Below are 18,946 nucleotides of genomic sequence, written 5' to 3' on the forward strand. Positions count from 1 at the left end.
CCTTACCGATCCAAGACTTCCACCGACAGAATCGTCGGCAGGTGGCGCACCACCTCCTGCCAGCTTTCGCCTTCATCCCGCGTTGCGAAGACAGAGCCGCTGTTTGTCCCGAAGTAGACGCCCGCGGGCTCCTGCCGGTCCCCCGCCATCGCCTGACGCAGCACGGTGAAGAAACAGGCTTCCTGCGGCAGCCCCTGCCGCTGCGCCTGCCAGCTGTCGCCGCCGTCGCGCGAGCACCAGACGGCGCAGGCGGCATCGGGCGGGAAGCGCCCGGCCATGTCGCCGTTGAGCGGCAGCGTCCAGATCACATCGGGATCGCGCGGGTGGGCGTGGATCGGGAAGCCGAAGGTCGAGGGCAGGCCTTCGGTGATGTCATCCCAGTTGCGCCCGCCGTCCTTGGAGCGCCAGACGCCGTGGTGGTTTTGCTGGTAGAGCAGATCGCCGCCCCCTGCGGCGCGCTGCATGTTGTGCACGCAATGGCCGATTTCGCCACCCTTGGGCGCGGCGGGGTGATCATGGCCCTCGCAGGCCTGCGCATTGCTCACCCGGTTGCGCCGCTCCCAGCTTGCGCCGCCATCCTCGCTGGCGAAAACCCCGGCCGCCGAGATCCCGACCCAGAGCTTTTCGGGTGCGGCAGGGTCATGCAGGATCGTGTGCAGCGTCAATCCGGCCGCGCCGCCTTGCCAATCTTTGGCGGACGGGTGATCTGTGAGGCCTGAAAGTTTCTCCCACGTCTGCCCGCCATCGGTGCTTTTCAGAAGCGTGGCTGGTTTCGTGCCCGCATAGAGCGCGCCGTCCGCCTGATGCAGGGACCAGACCTGCGCGAAGTCATCGCCGAAGGGCAGCGGGGCATCGGTCCAGCCGATCATCGCGGCAAAATCGGCGTCGTTCTTCGCCCATTCGTCCTGCTGCCCGCTTGTCATGCGCGAAAGCGACCATGTCTCGCCATTGTCGGTACTGCGCCAGACGCCCGCGCCGAACCAATCGCCGCCGCCCCCGGCCCAGATCGTGCCGGTCTCGGGATCGCCCGCCATGTGGTTGATCGGCCAGCCGCCGCAGAAGGGGCCGCGTACGCGGAAGCTTTCGCGGGTTGCGTCACTTTCGGCGAGGAAGGCACCCTTGGTGGTGCCGATGAGCAGGGTGAGGGGCATGGGAAACCTCCGGTTGAACGCCCCATCCTACCACGGGTTTTCGCAAACTGAGCGCAAACAAAAAGCCCCGCACGCGGCGGGGCTTTCCAGAGCACTTAAAGGGTTGCCGATCAGGCCCCGATCAGGCCCATGCTTTCGAGCTTCAGCAGAACCTGCTGGGCGCAGTAATCCACGTCGTTGCCTTCCGTCTCAAGGCGCAGCTCGGGGTTCTCGGGCACGTCGTAGGGATCGGAGATGCCGGTGAACTCCTTGATCTTGCCTTCACGGGCAAGCTTGTAGAGCCCCTTGCGGTCGCGCTTCTCGCATTCCTCGATCGAGGTCGCCACATGCACTTCCACGAAAGCCCCGAAGGCTTCGATGTCCTCGCGCACGGCGCGGCGGGTCGAGGCGTAGGGCGCGATGGGCGCGCAGATGGCGATACCGCCGTTCTTGGTGATCTCGCTCGCAACATAGCCGATGCGGCGGATGTTCAGATCGCGGTGCTCCTTGGAGAAGCCCAGCTCGCTGGAGAGGTTCTTGCGCACGAGGTCGCCGTCCAGAAGCGTCGTCGGGCGGCCGCCCATTTCCATCAGCTTCACCATCAGCGCGTTGGCGATGGTGGATTTGCCGGAGCCGGAGAAGCCGGTGAAGAACACCGTGAAGCCCTGCTTGGAGCGCGGCGGCTTGGTCTTGCGCAGCTCGTTCACCACGGCCGGGAAGGAGAACCACTCGGGGATCTCAAGGCCCTCGGCGAGGCGGCGGCGCAGTTCGGTGCCGGAGATGTTGAGGATCGTGACCTTGTCCTTGTCGGCAATCTCGTCAGCCGGCTCGTACTGGGCGCGCTCCTGCACATAGACCATGTGTTTGAAGTCGACCATTTCGATGCCCATTTCCTCCTGGTGTTCCCGGAAGAGATCCTGCGCATCGTAGGGGCCGTAGAAATCCTCGCCCTTGGAGTTCGAGCCGGGGCCAGCGTGATCGCGGCCAACGATAAAGTGCGTCAGGCCGTGGTTCTTACGGATCAGGCCATGCCAGACGGCTTCGCGCGGGCCAGCCATGCGCATGGCAAGGTTCAGCAGGCTCATGTGCGTGGTCGAGGCCGGGTACTGATCGAGCACGGCTTCATAGCAGCGTACGCGGGTGAAGTGGTCGATGTCGCCCGGTTTCGTCATGCCAACAACGGGGTGGATCAGCAGGTTGGCCTCGGCTTCCTTCGCGGCGCGGAAGGTCAGTTCCTGGTGGGCGCGGTGCAGCGGGTTGCGCGTCTGGAAGGCGACGATCTTGCGCCAGCCCATCTTGCGGAAATAGGCGCGCAGCTCGTTGGGCGTGTCGCGGCGGGAGCGGAAATCGTAGTGTACCGGCTGTTGGATGCCGACGACGGGGCCGCCGAGGTAGATCTTGCCAGCGTGGTGGTGCAGGTAGTTCACAGCAGGGTGGGCGATGTCATCAGCACCGAAGACCTTCTCGGCCTCGTTGGATTTGTTCGGCTCCCAGCGGTCGGTCACGGTCATCGTGCCGAGGATCACGCCTTCCTGATCGCGCAGGGCGATGTCCTGGCCGAGTTCCAGCTTGGCGGCGAAGTCTTCGCTCACGTCCAGCGTGATCGGCATCGGCCAGAGCGAGCCATCGGCGAGGCGCATGTTTTCCACGACGCCGTTGTAATCTTCTTCCGTCAGGAAGCCCTTGAGCGGGTTGAAGCCGCCGTTCATCAGCAGCTCGAGATCGCAGATCTGGCGCGGGGTCAGATCCCAGCTCACGAGGTCGGCGGCCTCGACTTTCAGTTTTTGCGAAGATTCGTAGGAAACAAAGAGCTCCGGGATGGGAGCGAGATTATTCTGCATTTCATTGGTCCTATGCTTTAAGGGAACGAGGCCACTGGTTGTGCCCGTCAGCTCGGCGTGCAAAGCGTCGTATTCGGCGAACTTCCGGGCGAGAAATCTGTCGGTGAGCCGGTTTTTCTCGGCCGCACCACGGGCGGTGATGTCGTAGGTGAAGCGCTGGCGTTTGTCGGGGCCCTGCCGGTTGCTGACCCGCACGAGCCCGGCCTCGGTGGCGGCGCGCAGCTGCGCGTTCAGCCGGCCAAGGGAGATCCCCAGCGCCGCCGCCGTATCGCGCTGGCTGGCCCCCGGCGCCAGCTCCAGCTGGCGCAGCAGGCGAAAGAGGAGATCTTCCTCTTCAGACAGGCTGGCTTTGGCAGTTTGGGAGGACATTTTCCCGACTCTCAAATGCGTTCACGAGTGAACACATTGCACAGTTTGCAGCTGCAGCAAAGAAAAATCTTTGTAACAAGAGCGGAATAGCGCCTATGCGCTGGGGTTATGCCTCTTGCGCCACCTGATCGCGCAGCAGCCGGCGCAGGATCTTGCCGGAGGCGGATTTGGGGATTTCAGCCACGAAACGGATTTGATGCAGCTGTTTGTAATGGGCGAGGTTGGCCTCCATATGGGCGTGGATCGCCTCCGCATTCGGCCCCCCTTCGGCGCAGAGCACGAAGGCGATGGGCACTTCCCCGGCCTCGTCATCCGGCAGGCCGATCACGGCGGCATCATTGACACCCTCAAGCGCGATAAGCGTGGCCTCAAGCTCGGCAGGGGCGATCTGGAAGCCCTTGAATTTGATCAGCTCTTTCAGGCGGTCGACGATGTACATGTAGCCTTCGGCATCAAAGCGTGCGATGTCGCCGGTGCGCAGCCAGCCTTCAGGCGTGATGGTGTCTGCGGTGGCCGTGGGGTTGTTCAGGTAGCCCTGCATCACCTGCGGCCCCTTGATCCACAGCTCGCCCTCTTCGCCCACGGGCAGCGGGGCCAGCGTTTCTGGATCCACGATCTGGCAGGTGGTGTTGGAGACGGTGAGCCCGGCCGCGCCAGAGCGCGGGCGGCTGGCGGGCACCACGTGGGAGACGGGGCTCAGTTCCGTCATGCCATAGCCCTGCACCACCGTGCAGCCGAGCCGTGCGGAAAGCGCGTCTGAAAGCTCCTTGCCCGAAGGGGCGGCCGCGATGAACACCTCTTTCACATGGCTCAGGTTGTAGTCCTCCACCAGCGGATGTTTCGCCAGCGCCAGAGCGACAGGCGGCACGACCCAGCAGCGTTTGCAGTGGAAATCCTGCGTGATCTGCAAGAACAGCGCGAGGTCAAAACGCGGCATCGTCACCAGCACGCCGCCGGCCCCCAGATGGACGTTCATCAGCACGGTCATGCCGTAGATGTGGAAAAGCGGCAGGAAGCCCGCCGTTGTCTCGCCGCGCTCAAAGCCTGCGGCCTCGATCGTCTGATCCACATTCACCACCATGTTGCGATGCGACAGCATCACGCCCTTGGGCAGCCCCGTCGTGCCGGAGGAATAGGGCAGGGCGACGATGTGGCTGTCCAGATCCACCGGGTGTTGCGCGTCCTGCGGTGCGCCGAAGAGGGCAGTAAACTCCGGCGTGCCGATGGCGATCACCGGCTTTCCGTTTGCCCCGGCCTGCGCCGTTTCAAGGAAGGCTGGGATGGTGAAAAGAATATCGGCCCCGGAATCCGCCATCTGGTGGGCAACTTCCGGGCCAGTGTATGTGGGGTTCAGCGTGGTAACCGTGCCCCCCGCCCAGGCAGCGCCGTGGAAGATCACGCAGTATTCCGGCAGGTTCGGCGCCATCAGCGCCACCGTCTTCCCGGCCCCAAACCCCGCAGCACTTAGCCCGCCCGCGAAGCGCTTGACTTGATCCATGAAGGCCGCCGCCGTCACTTCGCGCCCCGTGGGGCCGTCGATCAGCACCACGTCATCGGGGCGGGTCACAAGATCGGCGAACACGCGTTCGGTGATCGTTTGCTCTGTCAGGGCGACATCGGGAAAGGGGCTGGTGATCTGGGTCATTGGGTCCTCCGCTGCCGCCAGCTTGGCACAGGCGCGGTGCACGGCCCAAGGAAAATGAACAGGCGGGCTTTCCGCCAGCGTGCCGCCGAAATGAAAAACGCCCGGCTCTAAGAGCCGGGCGCTGAAATGGCTAATGCCTGCTGGCTTACTCCTGCTCGGCGAGGAAACGCTCGGCATCGAGCGCGGCCATGCAGCCCATGCCGGCCGAGGTCACGGCCTGACGGTAGACCGGATCGGTGATGTCACCGGCGGCGAAGATGCCGGGCACCGAGGTCTGCGAAGTGCCGGGGGTGACTTTCACGTAGCCGCCCATGTGGGTTTCGAGCTTGTCTTTAACCAGCTCGTTGGCGGGCGCGTGGCCGATGGCGATGAACACGCCCTTGGCCGGGATCTCGGTGATTTCGCCGGTTTCCACGTGTTTCACCTTCACGCCTTCCACGCCCAGCGGCATGTCGGTGCCGGTGACTTCGGCCAGCTCGTGGAACCAGAGGGTTTCGATCTTCTCGTTCTTGAACAGGCGGTCCTGCAGGATCTTCTCGGCGCGCAGCTCGTCGCGGCGGTGGATGAGCGTGACCTTGGACGCGAAATTCGTCAGGAACAGCGCCTCTTCCACGGCGGTGTTGCCGCCGCCCACAACCACGATCTCCTGCCCGCGGTAGAAGAAGCCGTCACAGGTGGCGCAAGCCGAGACGCCGAAGCCCTTGAACTTCTCTTCCGTCTCAAGCCCCAGCCATTTGGCGCGCGCGCCCGTGGCGAGGATCACCGCATCGGCGGTGTAGGTGGTGCCGCTGTCGCCCTTGGCGGTGAAGGGGCGGCTTTCCACGTCCAGTTCGGTGATGATGTCGGAGATGATCTCGGTGCCCATCGCCTTGGCGTGGGCTTCCATGTTTACCATCAGGTCCGGGCCCTGAATTTCGGTGTTGCCGGGCCAGTTTTCCACTTCGGTGGTCGTCGTCAGCTGGCCGCCCGGCTCGATGCCCTGCACGAGGATCGGCGACAGCATCGCGCGCGAGGCATAGACGCCGGCGGTGTAGCCGGCGGGGCCGGAGCCGATGATCAGGACTTTGGTGTGACGGGTGTCGGCCATGGGGCATCTCCGGGAGTGTTGCGGTGGGCGCATCAGGCGCGTTGCGCAAGCGATATAATGATGCCTGCCCGCTTCGGCTACCCCTTAAGGCGCCTCTGTGGGGGCGGCCATGCGTGCAGGTCATTTCGGGCTTGAACTTGGTGCTTAGATTAACTTAATTGCGCATCTGTGAAATATTATTGCGCCAAAGGGGCGCGATGGATAGAGTTCGCAAAAATCGTCACCAGAAGAACACGCAAGGGGGGCCCATGCCCGGCGCCAAACTCGATCCGATCGACCGCAAGATACTCGCCGAGCTTCAGGCCGACGGTCGGATGACCAACGTCGAGCTGGCCAAACGCGTGGGCATCTCCGCGCCGCCCTGCCTACGCCGGGTGCGCACGTTGGAGGAAAACGGCTACATCAAGGGCTACCACGCCGAGGTGGACGCGCGCGAGCTTGGCTTCGAGGTACAGGTCTTCGCCATGGTCGGGCTGGCCAAACAGGCCGAGGCCGATCTGAGCGCTTTTGAGGACCGCTGCCGCAGCTGGCCGCTGGTTCGCGAGTGCCACATGCTCAACGGCGAGGTGGATTTCATCCTGAAATGTGCCGCGCCGGATCTTTCCACCTTCCAGACGTTCCTGACCGAGCAACTCACAGCCGCCGACAACGTGGCCAGCGTGAAAACCTCGCTCGTGATCCGCTGCGCCAAGGATGAGCCCGGCGTGCCATTCGAGGTGCTGGAGGCCCGGCTCAGCCAGGAGCCGTAGGTGGGTAGACTGTTCAGCTTGGTGAGGGCAGCCCCAGACCGCGGGCGGGGCTGAAAGCCCCCGCGCAGTAGCAAAGGCACGCCTCCGGCGTGACGGGGGCGGTTGGGGGCTGCCCGGCGTGCCGCCGGGCAAGAAAGCCTATAGGGCGCGCTGCCTAACCTCTTGATTCCATGACCATGACAAGCTGCGTGCCCGGCTGAAGCGCCTCGTAGACGTGGCTCACATCCGCCGGGTAGCGGTAGTAATCACCCGGTCGCAGGATCTCCTCCGCGCCCACAGGGCCGATGCGCGCTTCCCCGGCCATGAGCAGGCAATGCTCCACCGTGCCCGGTGGGTGCGGATCAGACCGGCGGGGCTCGCCGGGGGCCAGCTCCACACGGTAGATGTCGCGTCGCAGGCCGGGCGGGCAGGGGGCCAGAAGCGTGGCGCGGTAGGCGGCGTGTTCGGAGCCCACACCGTGCCCTTCGCCCGCGCGCACCAGCGTCAACTCGGGCGTCGGGGTTTCAAACAGGAAGGAAAACGGCACGCCAAGGGCCGTGGCGATGGCCCAGAGCGTTTCGATCGAGGGGTTGCCCTTGCCTGATTCCAGCTGCGAGAGCGTGGATTTCGCCAGCCCGGCGGCCTCGGCGAGCGCCGAAAGGCTCAACGAAGCCTTGGCGCGTTCGCGGCGGATGGCGGCGGCGATCATCTCGTTCGGTGCGGGCTGGGGCATCGGAGATCGTTTTCTGAAGTGAACGGTTGACGGGTTTGCCGAACGGCGTATGTTCGTCTGAGTGAACAATGTTCGTTTCATCGGGTCAAGCCATGTCTGCCGTCACTGCCACTTCCACCCCGCCCTCACCGCTGCAGGAGGCCCTGCTGGGCGTGCGGGACATGCTGCCGCTGGCTTTCGCCGTGGCCACCTATGGCGCGGCCTTTGGCGTGCTTTCGGCGCAGGGCGGGCTGTCGCTTGGCCAGTCCGGCGTGTTCAGCGCGCTGGTGTTCGGCGGCTCCGCCCAGATGATCGCGCTGGAGCGGCTGGGGGCCGGGGCGGGCGCGCTCGCGGCTGTCATGGCGGGCGTGGCGCTGAACCTGCGGATGCTGCTGACAACGGCGGCCATGCGCGAGGCGCTTTCCGGTCAGGCGGCGTGGAAGATCGCGCTTGGCGCACATCTGACGACCGACGCTTCCGCCGCGCTCCTGCAGATGTCGCGCGCCAAGGGGTTGCGCGCGAGCTACTGGTATCTGACGGGCGGGGGGCTGCTGCTCTATGTGACTTGGGTCGCCGTGACACTCGCGGGCTACGGGCTTTCGGGCTTCATCGCCTCGCCGGAGCGGCTGGCGGTGGATTTCGCCCTCGCGGCGGGCTTCGTGGCGATGCTGCCGGGCCTCTGGCGCGGATCGCGCGATCTGCGGCCTTGGGCCGGGTCGGCGGCGACGGTCTGCGCGTTGATGCTGCTCACGCCCCTTGCGGCAAGCTGGGCGCTGATCCTCGGCGCGCTCGCCGGGGCATTCATCGCGGGGGTGCAGGGCGATGAGTGAGCAGGACGCTGTGATCTGGTTGATCATCTTCGGGCTGGCGGCGGGAAGCTTCGCGATCCGGCTTTCGGGTTTCCTGCTGGCGCAACGCCTGCCGCGCACGGGGCCCTGGGCGCGGGGGCTTGAGGCGCTGCCGGGCTGCCTGATCATCGCGCTCGTGGCGCTCCTGATGGTGCAGGGCGGGCCGGTGGAATGGGCCGGCGGCGCGGTGGCGCTGGGGGTTGCCTTCGCCTTCCGCAACGTGCCGCTTTCTATGATCGCGGGCATGGCCGCCGTGGCGATTTTGCGGGCGCTTGGGTAGGTGGCTGCTAGAAAAGAATAATCCCGCCCGTCGGTACGACGGGCAGCCCCCGACCACCCCCTCGGGCGGGGGCTTCGCCGCCCACCCGGCGGCCGGGGGATCCCCTAGGTTTGAAACGGATCCTGCGGATAGGTTACATGGGCCAGACAGAGCCCCTGCGGCGGGCAGACGGGCCCGCAGGCGGCGCGATCCTTGGCCTCCAGCGCGGCCTGAACGTCATCCGGGCTCCATGCGCCTGCGCCCACCCGCTCCAGCGTGCCCACGAAGCTGCGTACCTGATTGTGCAGGAAGCTGCGCGCGCGCACGTGGAAGCGGAACTCCTGCCCGTGCGGCACGGCAAATTCCTCGATTTCCAGCGAATCCAGCGTCTTCACCGGGCTTTCTGCCTGACACATCGTGGAGCGGAAGGTGGTGAAATCATGCAAGCCCACAAGGCGCTGCGCGGCCTCCTGCATCGGCGCAAGCATGAGCGGATAGGCCACCTGCCACACGTTGCCCCGCTCATGGGTTGCCGGCGCGCGGCGGCACAGCAGGCGGAAGAGATACTGCCGCTCCGTGGCTGAAAACCGCGCGTGGAAATCCTCCTCCACAGGCGCGACCTGCAGGATCGACACCGGCAGGGGCTTGAGGTGATGGTTCAGCGCCTCGCCCAGCCGGAAGGGATCCCAGTCTTTCACCAGATCGCAATGGGCCACCTGCCCAAGCGCATGCACGCCCGCATCGGTGCGCCCGGCGGCGGCGATCCCCGGCGCATCGGGCTGCAGTTTCCGCAACGCCTCCTCGATGGCCTGCTGCACGGACGGATGCTCCTTCTGCCGCTGCCAGCCAGCGAAAGGCGCACCGTCATATTCGATTTTCAACGCAAATCTGGGCATATGCGCCAGATAGCGGCAGGCGGGCGCAATGTCCATCATGCGCTGCCCGCCCTAGGCAGGGCCGCCCAGCATGCCTATCTTCACGAAACTGCGCTTTGGCGCGTGCATGAGAAAAAGGATACCCGCTTGAGGCTGAGCGATCTGGCAGATGGGGTGACCCGGCAGGTGGAAAACCTGGGGGCGAGCGTTTCGGAAACCTTTCTGGAGCCCACCGTGCGGCTCGGGGTGACGGGGCTTGCGCGCTCGGGCAAGACGGTGTTCATCACCTCGCTGGTGGCGAACCTCTTGAACCGGGGCCGCATGGCGCAGTTCACGCCCGAGGTGAACGGCACCATTCGTGCTGCCTACCTGCAGCCCCAGCCCGACGATACCATCCCGCGTTTTGACTACGAAAGCCATCTGGCCGCGCTTACCGGCCCCGCGCCGCATTGGCCGGAAAGCACGCGCTCGGTTTCCGAGCTGCGCCTGAGCTTCCGCGTGCAGCCCACGGGCCTTCTGGGCGGGCTTTCCGGCCCGCGCACCGTCCATGTGGACATCGTGGATTATCCGGGCGAATGGCTGCTCGATCTGGCGCTGCTGGATCAGGATTATGCCGGCTGGGCCGAACAGGCGCTCGTCAAGGTGCGCGCGCGGGAGGCAGGCGCTGCCTTTGCCGCGCTCGCCGAGGCCACCGATCCGGCGGCGAAGTTCGAAGAGACGCAAGCCAAGGCGCTGGCCGAGGCCTTCACCGCCTATCTGCGGGGCGCGCAGGCGGCGGGGTTTTCCGATTGCACGCCGGGGCGCTTCCTGCTGCCCGGCGAAATGGAGGGCTCACCGGTCCTGACCTTCGCGCCCTTGCCACGGCCCGAACGAAACAAGCGCGGCGGCCTCTGGCGCGAGATGGAGCGGCGGTTTGAAGCCTATAAAGCGCAGGTCGTAAAGCCCTTCTTCCGCAACCATTTCGCCCGGATCGACCGCCAGGTCGTGCTGGTGGACGCGCTGGGCGCGATCCACAACGGCCCCGCCGCCGTGGAGAACCTGCGCCAGTCGATGGCGGAAATCCTCGCCGCCTTCCGCCCGGGCCGCAACGGCTTCCTGCAGCGGCTGCTGCTGGGCAAGCGGGTGGAGCGCATCCTCTTTGCCGCCACCAAGGCCGATCACCTGCACCACAGCCAGCACCCCCAGCTGACCGCGATCATCGAAGCACTGGTGCGCGATGCGCGCGACCAGGCCGATTTCGCCGGGGCCAAAACGGGTGCGCTCGCCATCGCCGCCCTGCGCGCCACGGTGGAGGAGACGCGCCAGCATCAGGGCGAAACGCTCAACCTCGTGCGCGGCACGCTTCTGGACACCGGCAAGCCCGCCGCCTTCCACCCCGGCACGCTGCCCGATGATCCCGCGCGCCTGCTCACCCCGGCGCGGCAGGGGGCGGAGGGCTGGCTCGACGGCGATTTCGCCGCCATGCGCTTTGCCCCGGCCGAGCTGCGCCTGAAGCCGGGCGAAGGCCTGCCCCACATCCGGCTCGACCGCGCCGCCGACTTTCTGATCGGAGACATGCTGACATGAGCGAGCCCCGCCAGCCTGCCCGCCCCGGCCCCGTGCTGATCGACATCGAAGAGGGCGCCGAGGCCCACAGCCCCGCCGAAGCGCCGCCGGTTCCGGACGCGATGCCGGTGACGGGCGCGGCCATGCAGCAGATAGCCCAGATCGCCGCCCGCCCACGCTCGCGCCTGAGCCGCTGGTTCTGGGGCCTGCTGGGCGCGCTCTTCACCTTCGTGCTGTCGGTGGCGGCCTGGGATTTCGTCGCCGGGCTTCTGGCGCGCAACGCGCTGCTGGGCAACGCCGCGCTGGCGCTGGTGGCGCTCTTCATCATGGTGCTGCTGGCCATTGCCGGGCGCGAATGGCTGGCCTTTGCCCGCCTGCGCCGGATCGACCACCTGCAGCACGCAAGTGCCGACGCCCTGCTGCATGGCAATCTGGGCGCGGCGCGCAAAGTCAGTGCGGAGGTCAAGGCGCTCTATGCAGGCCGCAAGGATCTGGACTGGGCCATGGCGCGTTTCAACGACCGCGAGGCCGACCAGCTTGATGCCGAGGCGCTGCTGGGCCTTGTGGAAACCGAACTGCTTGCCCCCATCGACGCCGCCGCAACCCGCGAAGTGGAGGCCGCCGCACGGCAGGTCGCCACCGTGACGGCCATCGTGCCGATCGCGCTGGCCGACGTGGTGGCCGCGCTCACCGCCAATGTGCGCATGGTGCGCCGCATTGCCGAGCTTTATGGCGGGCGGGCCGGCACGCTGGGCAGCTGGCGGCTGATGCGCACCGTGATCACTCATCTCGTGGCCACCGGGGCTGTGGCCGTGGGCGACGATCTGATCGGCTCCGTGGCCGGGGGCGGCATGGTCAGCAAGATCTCGCGCCGGTTCGGCGAAGGCATCGTCAACGGCGCGCTCACCGCGCGAGTGGGCGTTGCCGCGCTGGAGGTTTGCCGCCCGCTGGCCTTCTCCGCGCGCAAGCGCCCCTCGGTGACGGGCATCGTGCAGCGCGCGTTGCGCGGGCTGTTTGGGCAGGGCTAAGCGCGGCCTAGAAGCGCGGGACAGCGCCTATGGGCGTGTCCCGATCCTCCACACCCATGCGCAGGCCACGCCCGATCCGATGCGCCAGCGCCGAGAAGCTCTGAGCCGTTTCCGGCGGCAGGGTCTCGGCCAACGTGCTGTCAAACAGAGCGAGCCAATCGGTGAAATGCGCCGCCTTCACATCGCCCGCCGCGAGGTGCTTCTGCATCGGATTGCCCGCATAGCTGCGTTCTATCAGGATCGCGTTGCGCCAGAAGGCGGCGATGTTGGCCTCATGGGCCTGCCAGCTGGCGTGGCTCGTGCCGACATGGCGCAGGAAAACGGGCCCCAGCACGGGATGCACCCGCACCCGCGCGTAAAAGCGTGCCACGACGGTGTCGATCTGTTCTGCGGTGATCGGAAAACGGGCCAGCATCGGCGGGCTCCTTGGGCTGCTGCTGCCCCTGTCTAGCCCCGCTCGCGCAAAGGAGCGACGGGCCGCGTTGCCGCATCCGCTAGTCGCTGTCGGGCGCTTGGGCCGGTTCAGGGTCTGTGACCGGTTCAGGAGCCGCATCTGCCTGCGGTGCGGGGGCCGGTTCTAGCTCCGGCGCTGTCGTAGAGGTCGGGGCAGACTCAGCGGCGGGCGCAGGCGTCGCCGCAGGGGGTGTCGCAGGCGCAGAGGCTGCCTGAGGGGCGGGCACAGGTGTGAGGGCAGGGGGCTCGGGCGGGCGCTGGCAGTTCACGGCGCTCAGCACGATGTCCTTCAGCACCTCGCCCGAGGAAATGATGGCCTGATCGATCAGCACCTCCGGCGCATCCAGAATGGCGTGGATCTGCGCCGTGGTGGCGGCCACCTCGGCCTCGATCCTGCCAACCCGTGCCTGAACTGCCAGCATCGCCGCGTCCGAGGCCTCGCCCGAGGCGTCCCGCATCGTGGCCAGATCGCTGCGCAGGCCCGAAAGGTTCTCGTTCATCGCTGAGAGCTCATCGCGCAACGGCTGCACCTCGATCAGGTTTTCCGCGAACGTGGCCACCACCCCATCGACCTTGCGCATGGTCAGATAGGCGAAGATGAGGCACAGGAGCGCCAGCATCAGCGTGGCATTGAGCAGGGCCAGCAGCAGGTTCTTGATCAGTCTCGGGATACGGTTGCGCCGCGCCATGTGTGGCCTCTTGTGTTGCTGTCTGTGCTCGTTTGGCGGCCACTAGGGCGGGCCGGAGCGTCTGGGTCAAGTGTGTTCCTTCGGCGGCGGTGCTTGAAGCGATCCAGCGGCGGCCTTCACGGCGCGCGTCAGCGATGCCAGAGGCGCGCGCACCAGCCGGTTGAATTGCCAATGCAGCGGCACTTCCAGAACGGGCTCCCGCCCCAGCGCCACGAGCGTGCCCGCGCGCAGGTGGTCCGCCACCAGCGCCTCCGGGTTCATACCCCAGCCCATGCCCCGCAGCGCGCCCTCCACGAAAGCCTGCGTGGAGGGCAGAAAATGGCTGGGGAAGGGCTGCTCCCGCCCCAATTCGCGTTTGAGCCAGCGCTTCTGCAGCCCGTCGCGCATGTTGAACGTCATCCCGGGCGCAAGGGCCGCGGTCTCGGCGGTGACCCCTTTAGGGAAGTGACGCGCGGCGAAGGCGGGGCTGGCGGTGGCCACGTAGCGCAGCGCACCCAGCGGGTGGCTGTCGCAGCCCTGCACAGGCGCGCCGTGGCTGCTGACGGCGGCCATCACCTCGCCCCGCCGCAGCCATCCGGCAGAGTGATCCTGATCGTCCACCACCACGTCAAACAGCAAGCCCTCCTGCGCGGCCATGGCCGGCAGGAACCAGGTGGCAAGGCTGTCGGCATTGACGGCGATGCGCAGGGGCTCGGGCCGGGTGCTCTGACCCAGATCCGCCGCGAGGGTCTGTTCCAAGAGCGCCACCGCCTCGCCGTGGCGGCATAGGCGCTGACCGGCCTCGGTGGCCTCGCAGGGCTGGCCCCGGCGCACGAGCACAACGCCCACGCGCTCTTCCAGCGCCTTGATGCGCTGGGAGATGGCGGAAGGCGTCACCCCAAGCGCGGCGGCGGCGGCCTCGAAACTGCCGCTGCGTACAACGGCCAGAAGGGCGGTGAGGGCGGGATCGGTAAACATTAGTTCTGCTTAATCTAGACAAGTAACATTAACTGGTCTTGCTTGTCCGCACAGCGTAGTCAACCGAAAACGCACAGAAGGACACCCGCCATGAGCGCCTATTTCGCCGGTTTTGCCCTCGGCTTCAGCCTGATCCTCGCCATCGGGGCGCAAAACGCCTTTGTGCTGCGGCAGGGGTTGCGCAACGAACATGTGCTCGCCGTGGTGCTGGCCTGCGCGCTTTCGGACGCGGTGCTGATCGCCATCGGTGTGAGCGGCTTCGGCGCCATCGCAGGGGCCGCGCCTTGGCTGATCCCGGCCTTCAAATACGGCGGCGCGGCCTTCCTGCTCGGCTACGGCGCGCTGGCGTTCCGGTCTGCCATTCGTGGAGGTGCGGCGCTCACCGCGGGCGATCAGCCGCGCCAGAGCCTCACGGCCGCGCTCACCACCTGCCTCGCGCTGACATGGTTCAACCCCCATGTCTACCTCGATACGGTGGTGCTGCTGGGCTCGATCAGCACCCAATACGAGGGCGCTCGGCTTGCGTTTGGCCTTGGCGCAATCACCGCCTCTTTCACCTTCTTCGTCTGCCTCGGCTTCGGAGCCCGGTTGCTGCGCGGCTTCTTCGCCCAGCCCGCCGCCTGGCGCGCGCTGGATCTGGTGGTGGGCGCAACGATGTGGGCCATCGCCGCCTCGCTGATTGTCAACTGAGCTTGCATGCCCGCGCGCTTTGCGCTTAGCTCGCGCCATGCCCCAAGCACAGGACCGCCCCGCCGCCGGCATCTTCTGGATGATCGTGACCGGCCTGAATTTCGTCGCCGTGACGGCGATCGTGAAACACGTGGGCGCAGGGCTCCCGGCCGCGCAATCGGCCTTCCTGCGCTACCTGCTGGGGCTTGTGTTTCTTCTGCCGATGATCCGGCCCATGCTGCGCACCCCTATGGACCGCCCGCTGCTCCTTCTCTTCACGGCGCGCGGCGCGGTGCATACCGTGGGGGTGATCCTTTGGTTCTACGCGATGACCCGCATTCCCATCGCGGAAGTGACGGCGATGAACTACCTCTCGCCCGTCTACGTGACGCTCGGTGCCGCGCTCTTCCTCGGCGAAACCCTGGCCTTCCGGCGCATCCTCGCAGTGCTCGCCGCCCTGCTCGGTGCGCTGATCATCCTGCGCCCGGGCCTGCGCGAGGTGAACGCGGGCCACCTTGCGATGATCGGCACCGCGCTGGCCTTCGCGGGCAGCTACCTGATCGCCAAACGGGTGTCCGGACAGGTCAGCCCGGCGGTGGTGGTGGGGATGCTCTCGATCACGGTGACACTCGGCCTCGCCCCCTTCGCCGTCGCCGTCTGGGTGACACCGAGCCCGGCGGAGCTGGGCTGGCTCTTCCTCGTCGCCTGTTTCGCCACGGCCGGCCACTACACGATGACGCTGGCTTTCCAGGCCGCGCCGCTCACGGTGACGCAGCCTGTTACCTTCCTGCAGCTGATCTGGGCCACTTCGCTTGGCGCCTTTGTCTTTGGCGAGCCCGTAGATGGCTGGGTGGTGTTGGGCGGCTCCATCATCCTTGGCGCGGTCAGCTTCATCACCTGGCGTGAGGCCGTTCTGAAACGCCGGACACGCACCCCTCCAGCCAATGCGACCAAGGTCTGACGGCGAAAAAAGAGGGGGCTCTGCCCCCGCCGCCCTGTGGGCGCCTCCCCCGAGGTATTTTTGGCAAGAGGAAAGGGGCCCCACTTTGTTCTGTAAATATCTCGGGGGGAGTCCGAAGGACGGGGGGCAGAGCCCCCTCTTGATCCGTGGCGGCGTCAGCCGCGCGGATCCAGCAGTTTGCTCAGCACCGTGTCCTTGGTGATCTGGCCGAGCAGGCGGCCATCCTCGACCACGCCGACGGGCGCGCCGGTGTGGGTGATGCGGTCCATGACGGATTGGATCTTTTCACCGGGTGGCACGGTTTCGGCCGGGCTGCCGGTGGCGGGTTCCATCACGTCGCGCGCACAGAGCACGCCGAGCGGGTTCATATGGGCGACGAAGTCGGCCACGTATTCATTCGCGGGGGCCGAGAAGATCTGCTGCGGGGTGCCGCATTGCACGATGCGCCCGCCTTCCATGATGGCGATGCGGTTGCCGATCTTGAAGGCTTCGTCCAGATCGTGGGAGACGAAGATGATCGTGCGCTTGAGTTTGGCTTGCAGTTCAAGAAGCTCGTCCTGAAGCTTGGCGCGGATCAGCGGGTCGAGCGCGCTGAAGGGTTCGTCCATCAAGAGGATCGGCGCTTCGGTGGCGAAGGCGCGCGCAAGGCCAACGCGCTGCTGCATGCCGCCGGAAAGTTCCCCGACCTTGCGCTCGGCCCAGTCCGACAGCCCCACGAGGGCAAGCTGTTCGTCCACTTTCGCGTCGCGCTCGGCCTTGGAAAGCCCGGCCAGTTCCAGCCCCAATCCAGCGTTTTCGCGCACGCTGCGCCAGGGCAGCAGGCCGAATTGCTGGAACACCATGGCGATGCGCGTCTGGCGCATATGGCGCAGCTTGGCGCTGTCGGCGTTGGTGACATCCACCATCTCCTGGCCGTCATGCACCCGCACGCAGCCGCGCACCACCGGGTTCAGCCCGTTCACCGCCCGCAGCAGGGTGGATTTGCCGGAGCCAGACAGCCCCATCAGCACGAGGATCTCGCCCTCTTCCACGGAGAGCGCGCAATCATGCACGCCCAGCACTTGCCGCGTGGCTGTCTGCACTTCGGCGCGGCTCTGGCCCGCGTCCATCAGCGGCAGCGCGGCTTCAGGGTCCTCGCCGAAGACGATGGACACATTATCAAATTCCACGGCACTCATTTGCGTTCCACCCTCAGGATACGGTCCAGCATGATGGCGACGACGACGATGACGAAGCCGCTTTCAAACCCCAGCGCGGTGTTGACCTGGTTCAGCGCGCGCACCACCGGCACGCCGAGCCCGTCTGCGCCCACCAGTGCGGCGATCACCACCATCGATAGCGACAGCATGATCGTCTGGTTCAGCCCCGTCATGATCTGGGGCAGGGCGTAAGGCAGCTCCACCTTCCAGAGCCGCTGCCTCGGGGTCGCCCCGAAGGCCTCGGCAGCTTCCAGCAGCGGTGTGGGGGTGGAAGACACGCCCAGGTGGGTGAGCCGGATCGGCGCGGGGAGCACGAAAATCACCGTGGCGATCAGACCGGGCACCATGCCGATGCCGAAGAAGACGATGGCCGGGATCAAGTAAACAAACGTCGGCAGCGTCTGCATCAGATCGAGGATCGGGCGCAGGAAGCTGTAGAGCTTGGGCCGGTGCGCCGTGGCGATGCCGATGGGCACGCCGATCCCCATGCAGACGACACAGGCCGAGAGCACCAGCGTCAGGCTTTCGGTCGTCTCCTCCCAGTAGCCCTGGTTGAGGATGAAGAGCATTCCGAGCGCCACGAAGAGGCAGGTCTTCCAGCTTTTCTGCAGCAGCCACGTGATGCCGACGATGACAAGGACCATCAGCAGTGGCGGCGGGGTCTGCAGCACCCAGAGAATGCCGTCGATCAGCGCTTCCATCACCGTGGCCAGCCCGTCGAAGAACCATTCGCCGTATTCCTGCAGCCAGTCGAACACCGCCGCAGCGGCCTTGCCGACCGGGATCTTGTACTCTGTGAGCCAGTCCATCCGTTCGCCTTGTTGTGGGGGTTTCTGAGATCTTTAGTGCCCGGCACCGCCGGGCCGCGCCCGTCCGCCCCCCCGGGCGGGCGCGATGCGCCCACCCGCGGACGGGCGCGGCTCTCATGTCAAAGGCCGCACCCGCCCAAGGCGGTCAGGGTTTGGGAGGCTTACATGCCCAGGGCGGCTTTCACAGCGGCCACGGCGTCGCCGCCATCGGCGGTGGTCACGCCGTCGAGCCAGGCCATGAAGGCGTCCGGGTTGGCGGCCAGCCAGGCGGAGGCCGCATCCCGCGGATCGGCACCATCGTTCAGGATCGCGCCCATGATCTCGTTCTCCATGGCCAGCGTGAACTCGAGGTTCGTCAGCAGTTTGCCGACATTCTCGCATTCCGCCACGTAGCCTGCGCGGGTGTTGGTGAACACGCTTGCGCCGCCGAGGTTGGGGCCGAAGAACTCATCGCCGCCGGTCAGGTAGCCCATCTCGAAGTTGGCGTTCATCGGGTGCGGTTCCCAGCCGAGGAAGACGATCGGATCGCCTTTTTTCGTGGCGCGGGCGACCTGCGCCAGCATGCCCTGCTCGGAGCTTTCCTTGACCGAGAAGCCTTCAAGGCCAAAGGCGTTGCCGTCGATCATCGACTGGATCAGGCGGTTGCCGTCGTTGCCGGGCTCGATGCCGTAGATCTCGCCGTCCAGCTCATCTGCGAATTTCGCGATGTCGGCGAAATCCTTGATGCCCAGATCGGTGCCGGCCTTATTCACGGCCAGCGTGTATTTCGCGCCGGCGAGGTTTTCGCGCACGGTGTCCACGGTGCCGGCCTCGCGGTAGGGGGCGATGTCGGCTTCCATCGTGGGCATCCAGTTGCCGAGGAAGATGTCGATGTCACCGTTGGCGAGCGAGGTGTAGGTCACCGGCACGGAGAGCACCTTGATGTCGGTCTCGTAGCCGAGCGCGTCCAGCACGAAGGTGGTGGCGGCGGTGGTGGCGGTGATGTCCGTCCAGCCCACGTCGGAGAAGGAGACGGAGCCGCAATCGGCGGCGGCCTGTCCGGCGATGGCGGTCAGCGCAAGCGCCGAAAGGGTGGTGCGAAGGGTCATGTGGGGGTCTCCCTGTTTTTTCTTGATTGACGAGTCAATTAAAAACCACCAGAC

General features: G+C 66.3%; 19 protein-coding genes. 7 read left to right on the plus strand and 12 right to left on the minus strand.

Features of this window, described 5'->3' with window-relative positions:
* Window positions 1-2: 2 nt before the first annotated feature.
* The 4 genes from KVX96_RS06105 to trxB form a co-directional block, all read right to left on the minus strand.
* Window positions 3-1,151 (minus strand): WD40/YVTN/BNR-like repeat-containing protein, encoded by a 1,149-nt coding sequence (locus tag KVX96_RS06105; RefSeq protein WP_261193435.1) that lies wholly within the window; start codon window positions 1,149-1,151, stop codon window positions 3-5.
* Window positions 1,152-1,261: 110 nt separating this feature from the next.
* Window positions 1,262-3,340, minus strand: coding sequence for a bifunctional sulfate adenylyltransferase/adenylylsulfate kinase (locus KVX96_RS06110; protein WP_261193436.1), 2,079 nt, complete (start codon window positions 3,338-3,340; stop codon window positions 1,262-1,264).
* Window positions 3,341-3,446: 106 nt separating this feature from the next.
* Window positions 3,447-4,985, minus strand: coding sequence for an AMP-binding protein (locus KVX96_RS06115; RefSeq protein ID WP_261193437.1), 1,539 nt, complete (start codon window positions 4,983-4,985; stop codon window positions 3,447-3,449).
* A gap of 145 nt (window positions 4,986-5,130) precedes the next feature.
* Window positions 5,131-6,072, minus strand: coding sequence for a thioredoxin-disulfide reductase (trxB, locus tag KVX96_RS06120; protein ID WP_261193438.1), 942 nt, complete (start codon window positions 6,070-6,072; stop codon window positions 5,131-5,133).
* A 248-nt stretch (window positions 6,073-6,320) separates the two neighbouring features.
* On the opposite strand from trxB, the gene KVX96_RS06125 reads away from it, so the two are divergent.
* The gene (locus KVX96_RS06125) at window positions 6,321-6,821 is read left to right on the plus strand and encodes an Lrp/AsnC family transcriptional regulator (RefSeq protein WP_261193439.1); all 501 of its coding nucleotides are present in this window, start codon (window positions 6,321-6,323) and stop codon (window positions 6,819-6,821) included.
* Between the two features lie 154 nt (window positions 6,822-6,975).
* Here KVX96_RS06125 and KVX96_RS06130 read toward each other — a convergent pair whose 3' ends face one another.
* Entirely contained in the window at window positions 6,976-7,533 is a 558-nt protein-coding gene (locus tag KVX96_RS06130; RefSeq protein WP_261193440.1) for a helix-turn-helix domain-containing protein, read from the minus strand.
* A gap of 92 nt (window positions 7,534-7,625) precedes the next feature.
* Between KVX96_RS06130 and KVX96_RS06135 the strand changes: the two genes are divergently transcribed.
* Window positions 7,626-8,342, plus strand: a complete 717-nt coding sequence (locus KVX96_RS06135; RefSeq protein WP_261193441.1) for an AzlC family ABC transporter permease — start codon at window positions 7,626-7,628, stop codon at window positions 8,340-8,342.
* A complete protein-coding gene (locus KVX96_RS06140) occupies window positions 8,335-8,640 on the plus strand; it encodes an AzlD family protein (RefSeq protein ID WP_261193442.1) in 306 nt (101 codons plus the stop codon). Before KVX96_RS06135 ends, KVX96_RS06140 begins: the two co-directional genes overlap by 8 nt.
* 104 nt (window positions 8,641-8,744) lie before the next feature.
* On the opposite strand, the gene truA is transcribed toward KVX96_RS06140, so the two are convergent.
* Complete coding sequence (gene truA / locus KVX96_RS06145) at window positions 8,745-9,515, minus strand: tRNA pseudouridine(38-40) synthase TruA (protein WP_261195390.1); 771 nt, start codon at window positions 9,513-9,515, stop codon at window positions 8,745-8,747.
* Between the two features lie 126 nt (window positions 9,516-9,641).
* Between truA and KVX96_RS06150 the strand changes: the two genes are divergently transcribed.
* Both KVX96_RS06150 and KVX96_RS06155 read left to right on the plus strand, forming a co-directional pair.
* Window positions 9,642-11,060 (plus strand): YcjX family protein, encoded by a 1,419-nt coding sequence (locus tag KVX96_RS06150; protein WP_261195391.1) that lies wholly within the window; start codon window positions 9,642-9,644, stop codon window positions 11,058-11,060.
* Window positions 11,057-12,067, plus strand: coding sequence for a YcjF family protein (locus KVX96_RS06155; RefSeq protein ID WP_261193443.1), 1,011 nt, complete (start codon window positions 11,057-11,059; stop codon window positions 12,065-12,067). The genes KVX96_RS06150 and KVX96_RS06155 overlap by 4 nt, the downstream gene beginning before the upstream one ends.
* Window positions 12,068-12,074: 7 nt before the next feature.
* Here the strand turns inward: KVX96_RS06155 and KVX96_RS06160 are convergent, their stop codons facing one another.
* The 3 genes from KVX96_RS06160 to KVX96_RS06170 all read right to left on the minus strand — a co-directional run bounded on the left by KVX96_RS06160 (window position 12,075) and on the right by KVX96_RS06170 (window position 14,166).
* A complete protein-coding gene (locus tag KVX96_RS06160; RefSeq protein ID WP_261193444.1) occupies window positions 12,075-12,482 on the minus strand; it encodes a group III truncated hemoglobin in 408 nt (135 codons plus the stop codon).
* A 79-nt stretch (window positions 12,483-12,561) separates the two neighbouring features.
* On the minus strand, window positions 12,562-13,209 hold the full coding sequence (locus tag KVX96_RS06165; protein WP_261193445.1) for a hypothetical protein: 648 nt from the start codon (window positions 13,207-13,209) through the stop codon (window positions 12,562-12,564).
* A 66-nt stretch (window positions 13,210-13,275) separates the two neighbouring features.
* Window positions 13,276-14,166 carry a LysR family transcriptional regulator ArgP gene (locus KVX96_RS06170; protein ID WP_261193446.1) on the minus strand — a complete coding sequence of 297 codons (891 nt, stop codon included), beginning with the start codon at window positions 14,164-14,166 and terminating at the stop codon, window positions 13,276-13,278.
* A gap of 90 nt (window positions 14,167-14,256) precedes the next feature.
* Between KVX96_RS06170 and KVX96_RS06175 the strand changes: the two genes are divergently transcribed.
* Complete coding sequence (locus tag KVX96_RS06175; protein WP_261193448.1) at window positions 14,257-14,856, plus strand: LysE/ArgO family amino acid transporter; 600 nt, start codon at window positions 14,257-14,259, stop codon at window positions 14,854-14,856.
* A 37-nt stretch (window positions 14,857-14,893) separates the two neighbouring features.
* Entirely contained in the window at window positions 14,894-15,796 is a 903-nt protein-coding gene (locus KVX96_RS06180; protein WP_261193449.1) for a DMT family transporter, read from the plus strand.
* Window positions 15,797-15,951: 155 nt separating this feature from the next.
* Here KVX96_RS06180 and choV read toward each other — a convergent pair whose 3' ends face one another.
* The 3 genes from choV to KVX96_RS06195 all read right to left on the minus strand — a co-directional run bounded on the left by choV (window position 15,952) and on the right by KVX96_RS06195 (window position 18,892).
* Entirely contained in the window at window positions 15,952-16,974 is a 1,023-nt protein-coding gene (gene choV / locus KVX96_RS06185) for a choline ABC transporter ATP-binding protein (protein ID WP_261193451.1), read from the minus strand.
* On the minus strand, window positions 16,971-17,804 hold the full coding sequence (gene choW, locus KVX96_RS06190) for a choline ABC transporter permease subunit (protein WP_261193452.1): 834 nt from the start codon (window positions 17,802-17,804) through the stop codon (window positions 16,971-16,973). The genes choV and choW overlap by 4 nt, the downstream gene beginning before the upstream one ends.
* A gap of 161 nt (window positions 17,805-17,965) precedes the next feature.
* Entirely contained in the window at window positions 17,966-18,892 is a 927-nt protein-coding gene (locus KVX96_RS06195) for a choline ABC transporter substrate-binding protein (protein WP_261193453.1), read from the minus strand.
* Window positions 18,893-18,946: the final 54 nt, after the last annotated feature.

The sequence above is a fragment of the Pseudoruegeria sp. SHC-113 genome (genome assembly GCF_025376885.1).
Taxonomy (GTDB): Bacteria; Pseudomonadota; Alphaproteobacteria; order Rhodobacterales; family Rhodobacteraceae; genus Pseudoruegeria.

What these genes read in the sequence shown, in the direction of transcription:
- KVX96_RS06160 (WP_261193444.1), bottom strand. Translation starts at nt 12,482, where the DNA reads ATGCTGGCCCGTTTTCCGATCACCGCAGAACAGATCGACACCGTCGTG.
- trxB (WP_261193438.1), bottom strand. Translation starts at nt 6,072, where the DNA reads ATGGCCGACACCCGTCACACCAAAGTCCTGATCATCGGCTCCGGCCCC.
- KVX96_RS06110 (WP_261193436.1), bottom strand. Translation starts at nt 3,340, where the DNA reads ATGTCCTCCCAAACTGCCAAAGCCAGCCTGTCTGAAGAGGAAGATCTC.
- choW (WP_261193452.1), bottom strand. Translation starts at nt 17,804, where the DNA reads ATGGACTGGCTCACAGAGTACAAGATCCCGGTCGGCAAGGCCGCTGCG.
- KVX96_RS06115 (WP_261193437.1), bottom strand. Translation starts at nt 4,985, where the DNA reads ATGACCCAGATCACCAGCCCCTTTCCCGATGTCGCCCTGACAGAGCAA.
- KVX96_RS06195 (WP_261193453.1), bottom strand. Translation starts at nt 18,892, where the DNA reads ATGACCCTTCGCACCACCCTTTCGGCGCTTGCGCTGACCGCCATCGCC.
- KVX96_RS06135 (WP_261193441.1), top strand. Translation starts at nt 7,626, where the DNA reads ATGTCTGCCGTCACTGCCACTTCCACCCCGCCCTCACCGCTGCAGGAG.
- KVX96_RS06105 (WP_261193435.1), bottom strand. Translation starts at nt 1,151, where the DNA reads ATGCCCCTCACCCTGCTCATCGGCACCACCAAGGGTGCCTTCCTCGCC.
- truA (WP_261195390.1), bottom strand. Translation starts at nt 9,515, where the DNA reads ATGCCCAGATTTGCGTTGAAAATCGAATATGACGGTGCGCCTTTCGCT.
- KVX96_RS06155 (WP_261193443.1), top strand. Translation starts at nt 11,057, where the DNA reads ATGAGCGAGCCCCGCCAGCCTGCCCGCCCCGGCCCCGTGCTGATCGAC.
- KVX96_RS06180 (WP_261193449.1), top strand. Translation starts at nt 14,894, where the DNA reads ATGCCCCAAGCACAGGACCGCCCCGCCGCCGGCATCTTCTGGATGATC.
- KVX96_RS06125 (WP_261193439.1), top strand. Translation starts at nt 6,321, where the DNA reads ATGCCCGGCGCCAAACTCGATCCGATCGACCGCAAGATACTCGCCGAG.
- KVX96_RS06170 (WP_261193446.1), bottom strand. Translation starts at nt 14,166, where the DNA reads ATGTTTACCGATCCCGCCCTCACCGCCCTTCTGGCCGTTGTACGCAGC.
- KVX96_RS06130 (WP_261193440.1), bottom strand. Translation starts at nt 7,533, where the DNA reads ATGCCCCAGCCCGCACCGAACGAGATGATCGCCGCCGCCATCCGCCGC.
- KVX96_RS06175 (WP_261193448.1), top strand. Translation starts at nt 14,257, where the DNA reads ATGAGCGCCTATTTCGCCGGTTTTGCCCTCGGCTTCAGCCTGATCCTC.
- KVX96_RS06165 (WP_261193445.1), bottom strand. Translation starts at nt 13,209, where the DNA reads ATGGCGCGGCGCAACCGTATCCCGAGACTGATCAAGAACCTGCTGCTG.
- KVX96_RS06140 (WP_261193442.1), top strand. Translation starts at nt 8,335, where the DNA reads ATGAGTGAGCAGGACGCTGTGATCTGGTTGATCATCTTCGGGCTGGCG.
- choV (WP_261193451.1), bottom strand. Translation starts at nt 16,974, where the DNA reads ATGAGTGCCGTGGAATTTGATAATGTGTCCATCGTCTTCGGCGAGGAC.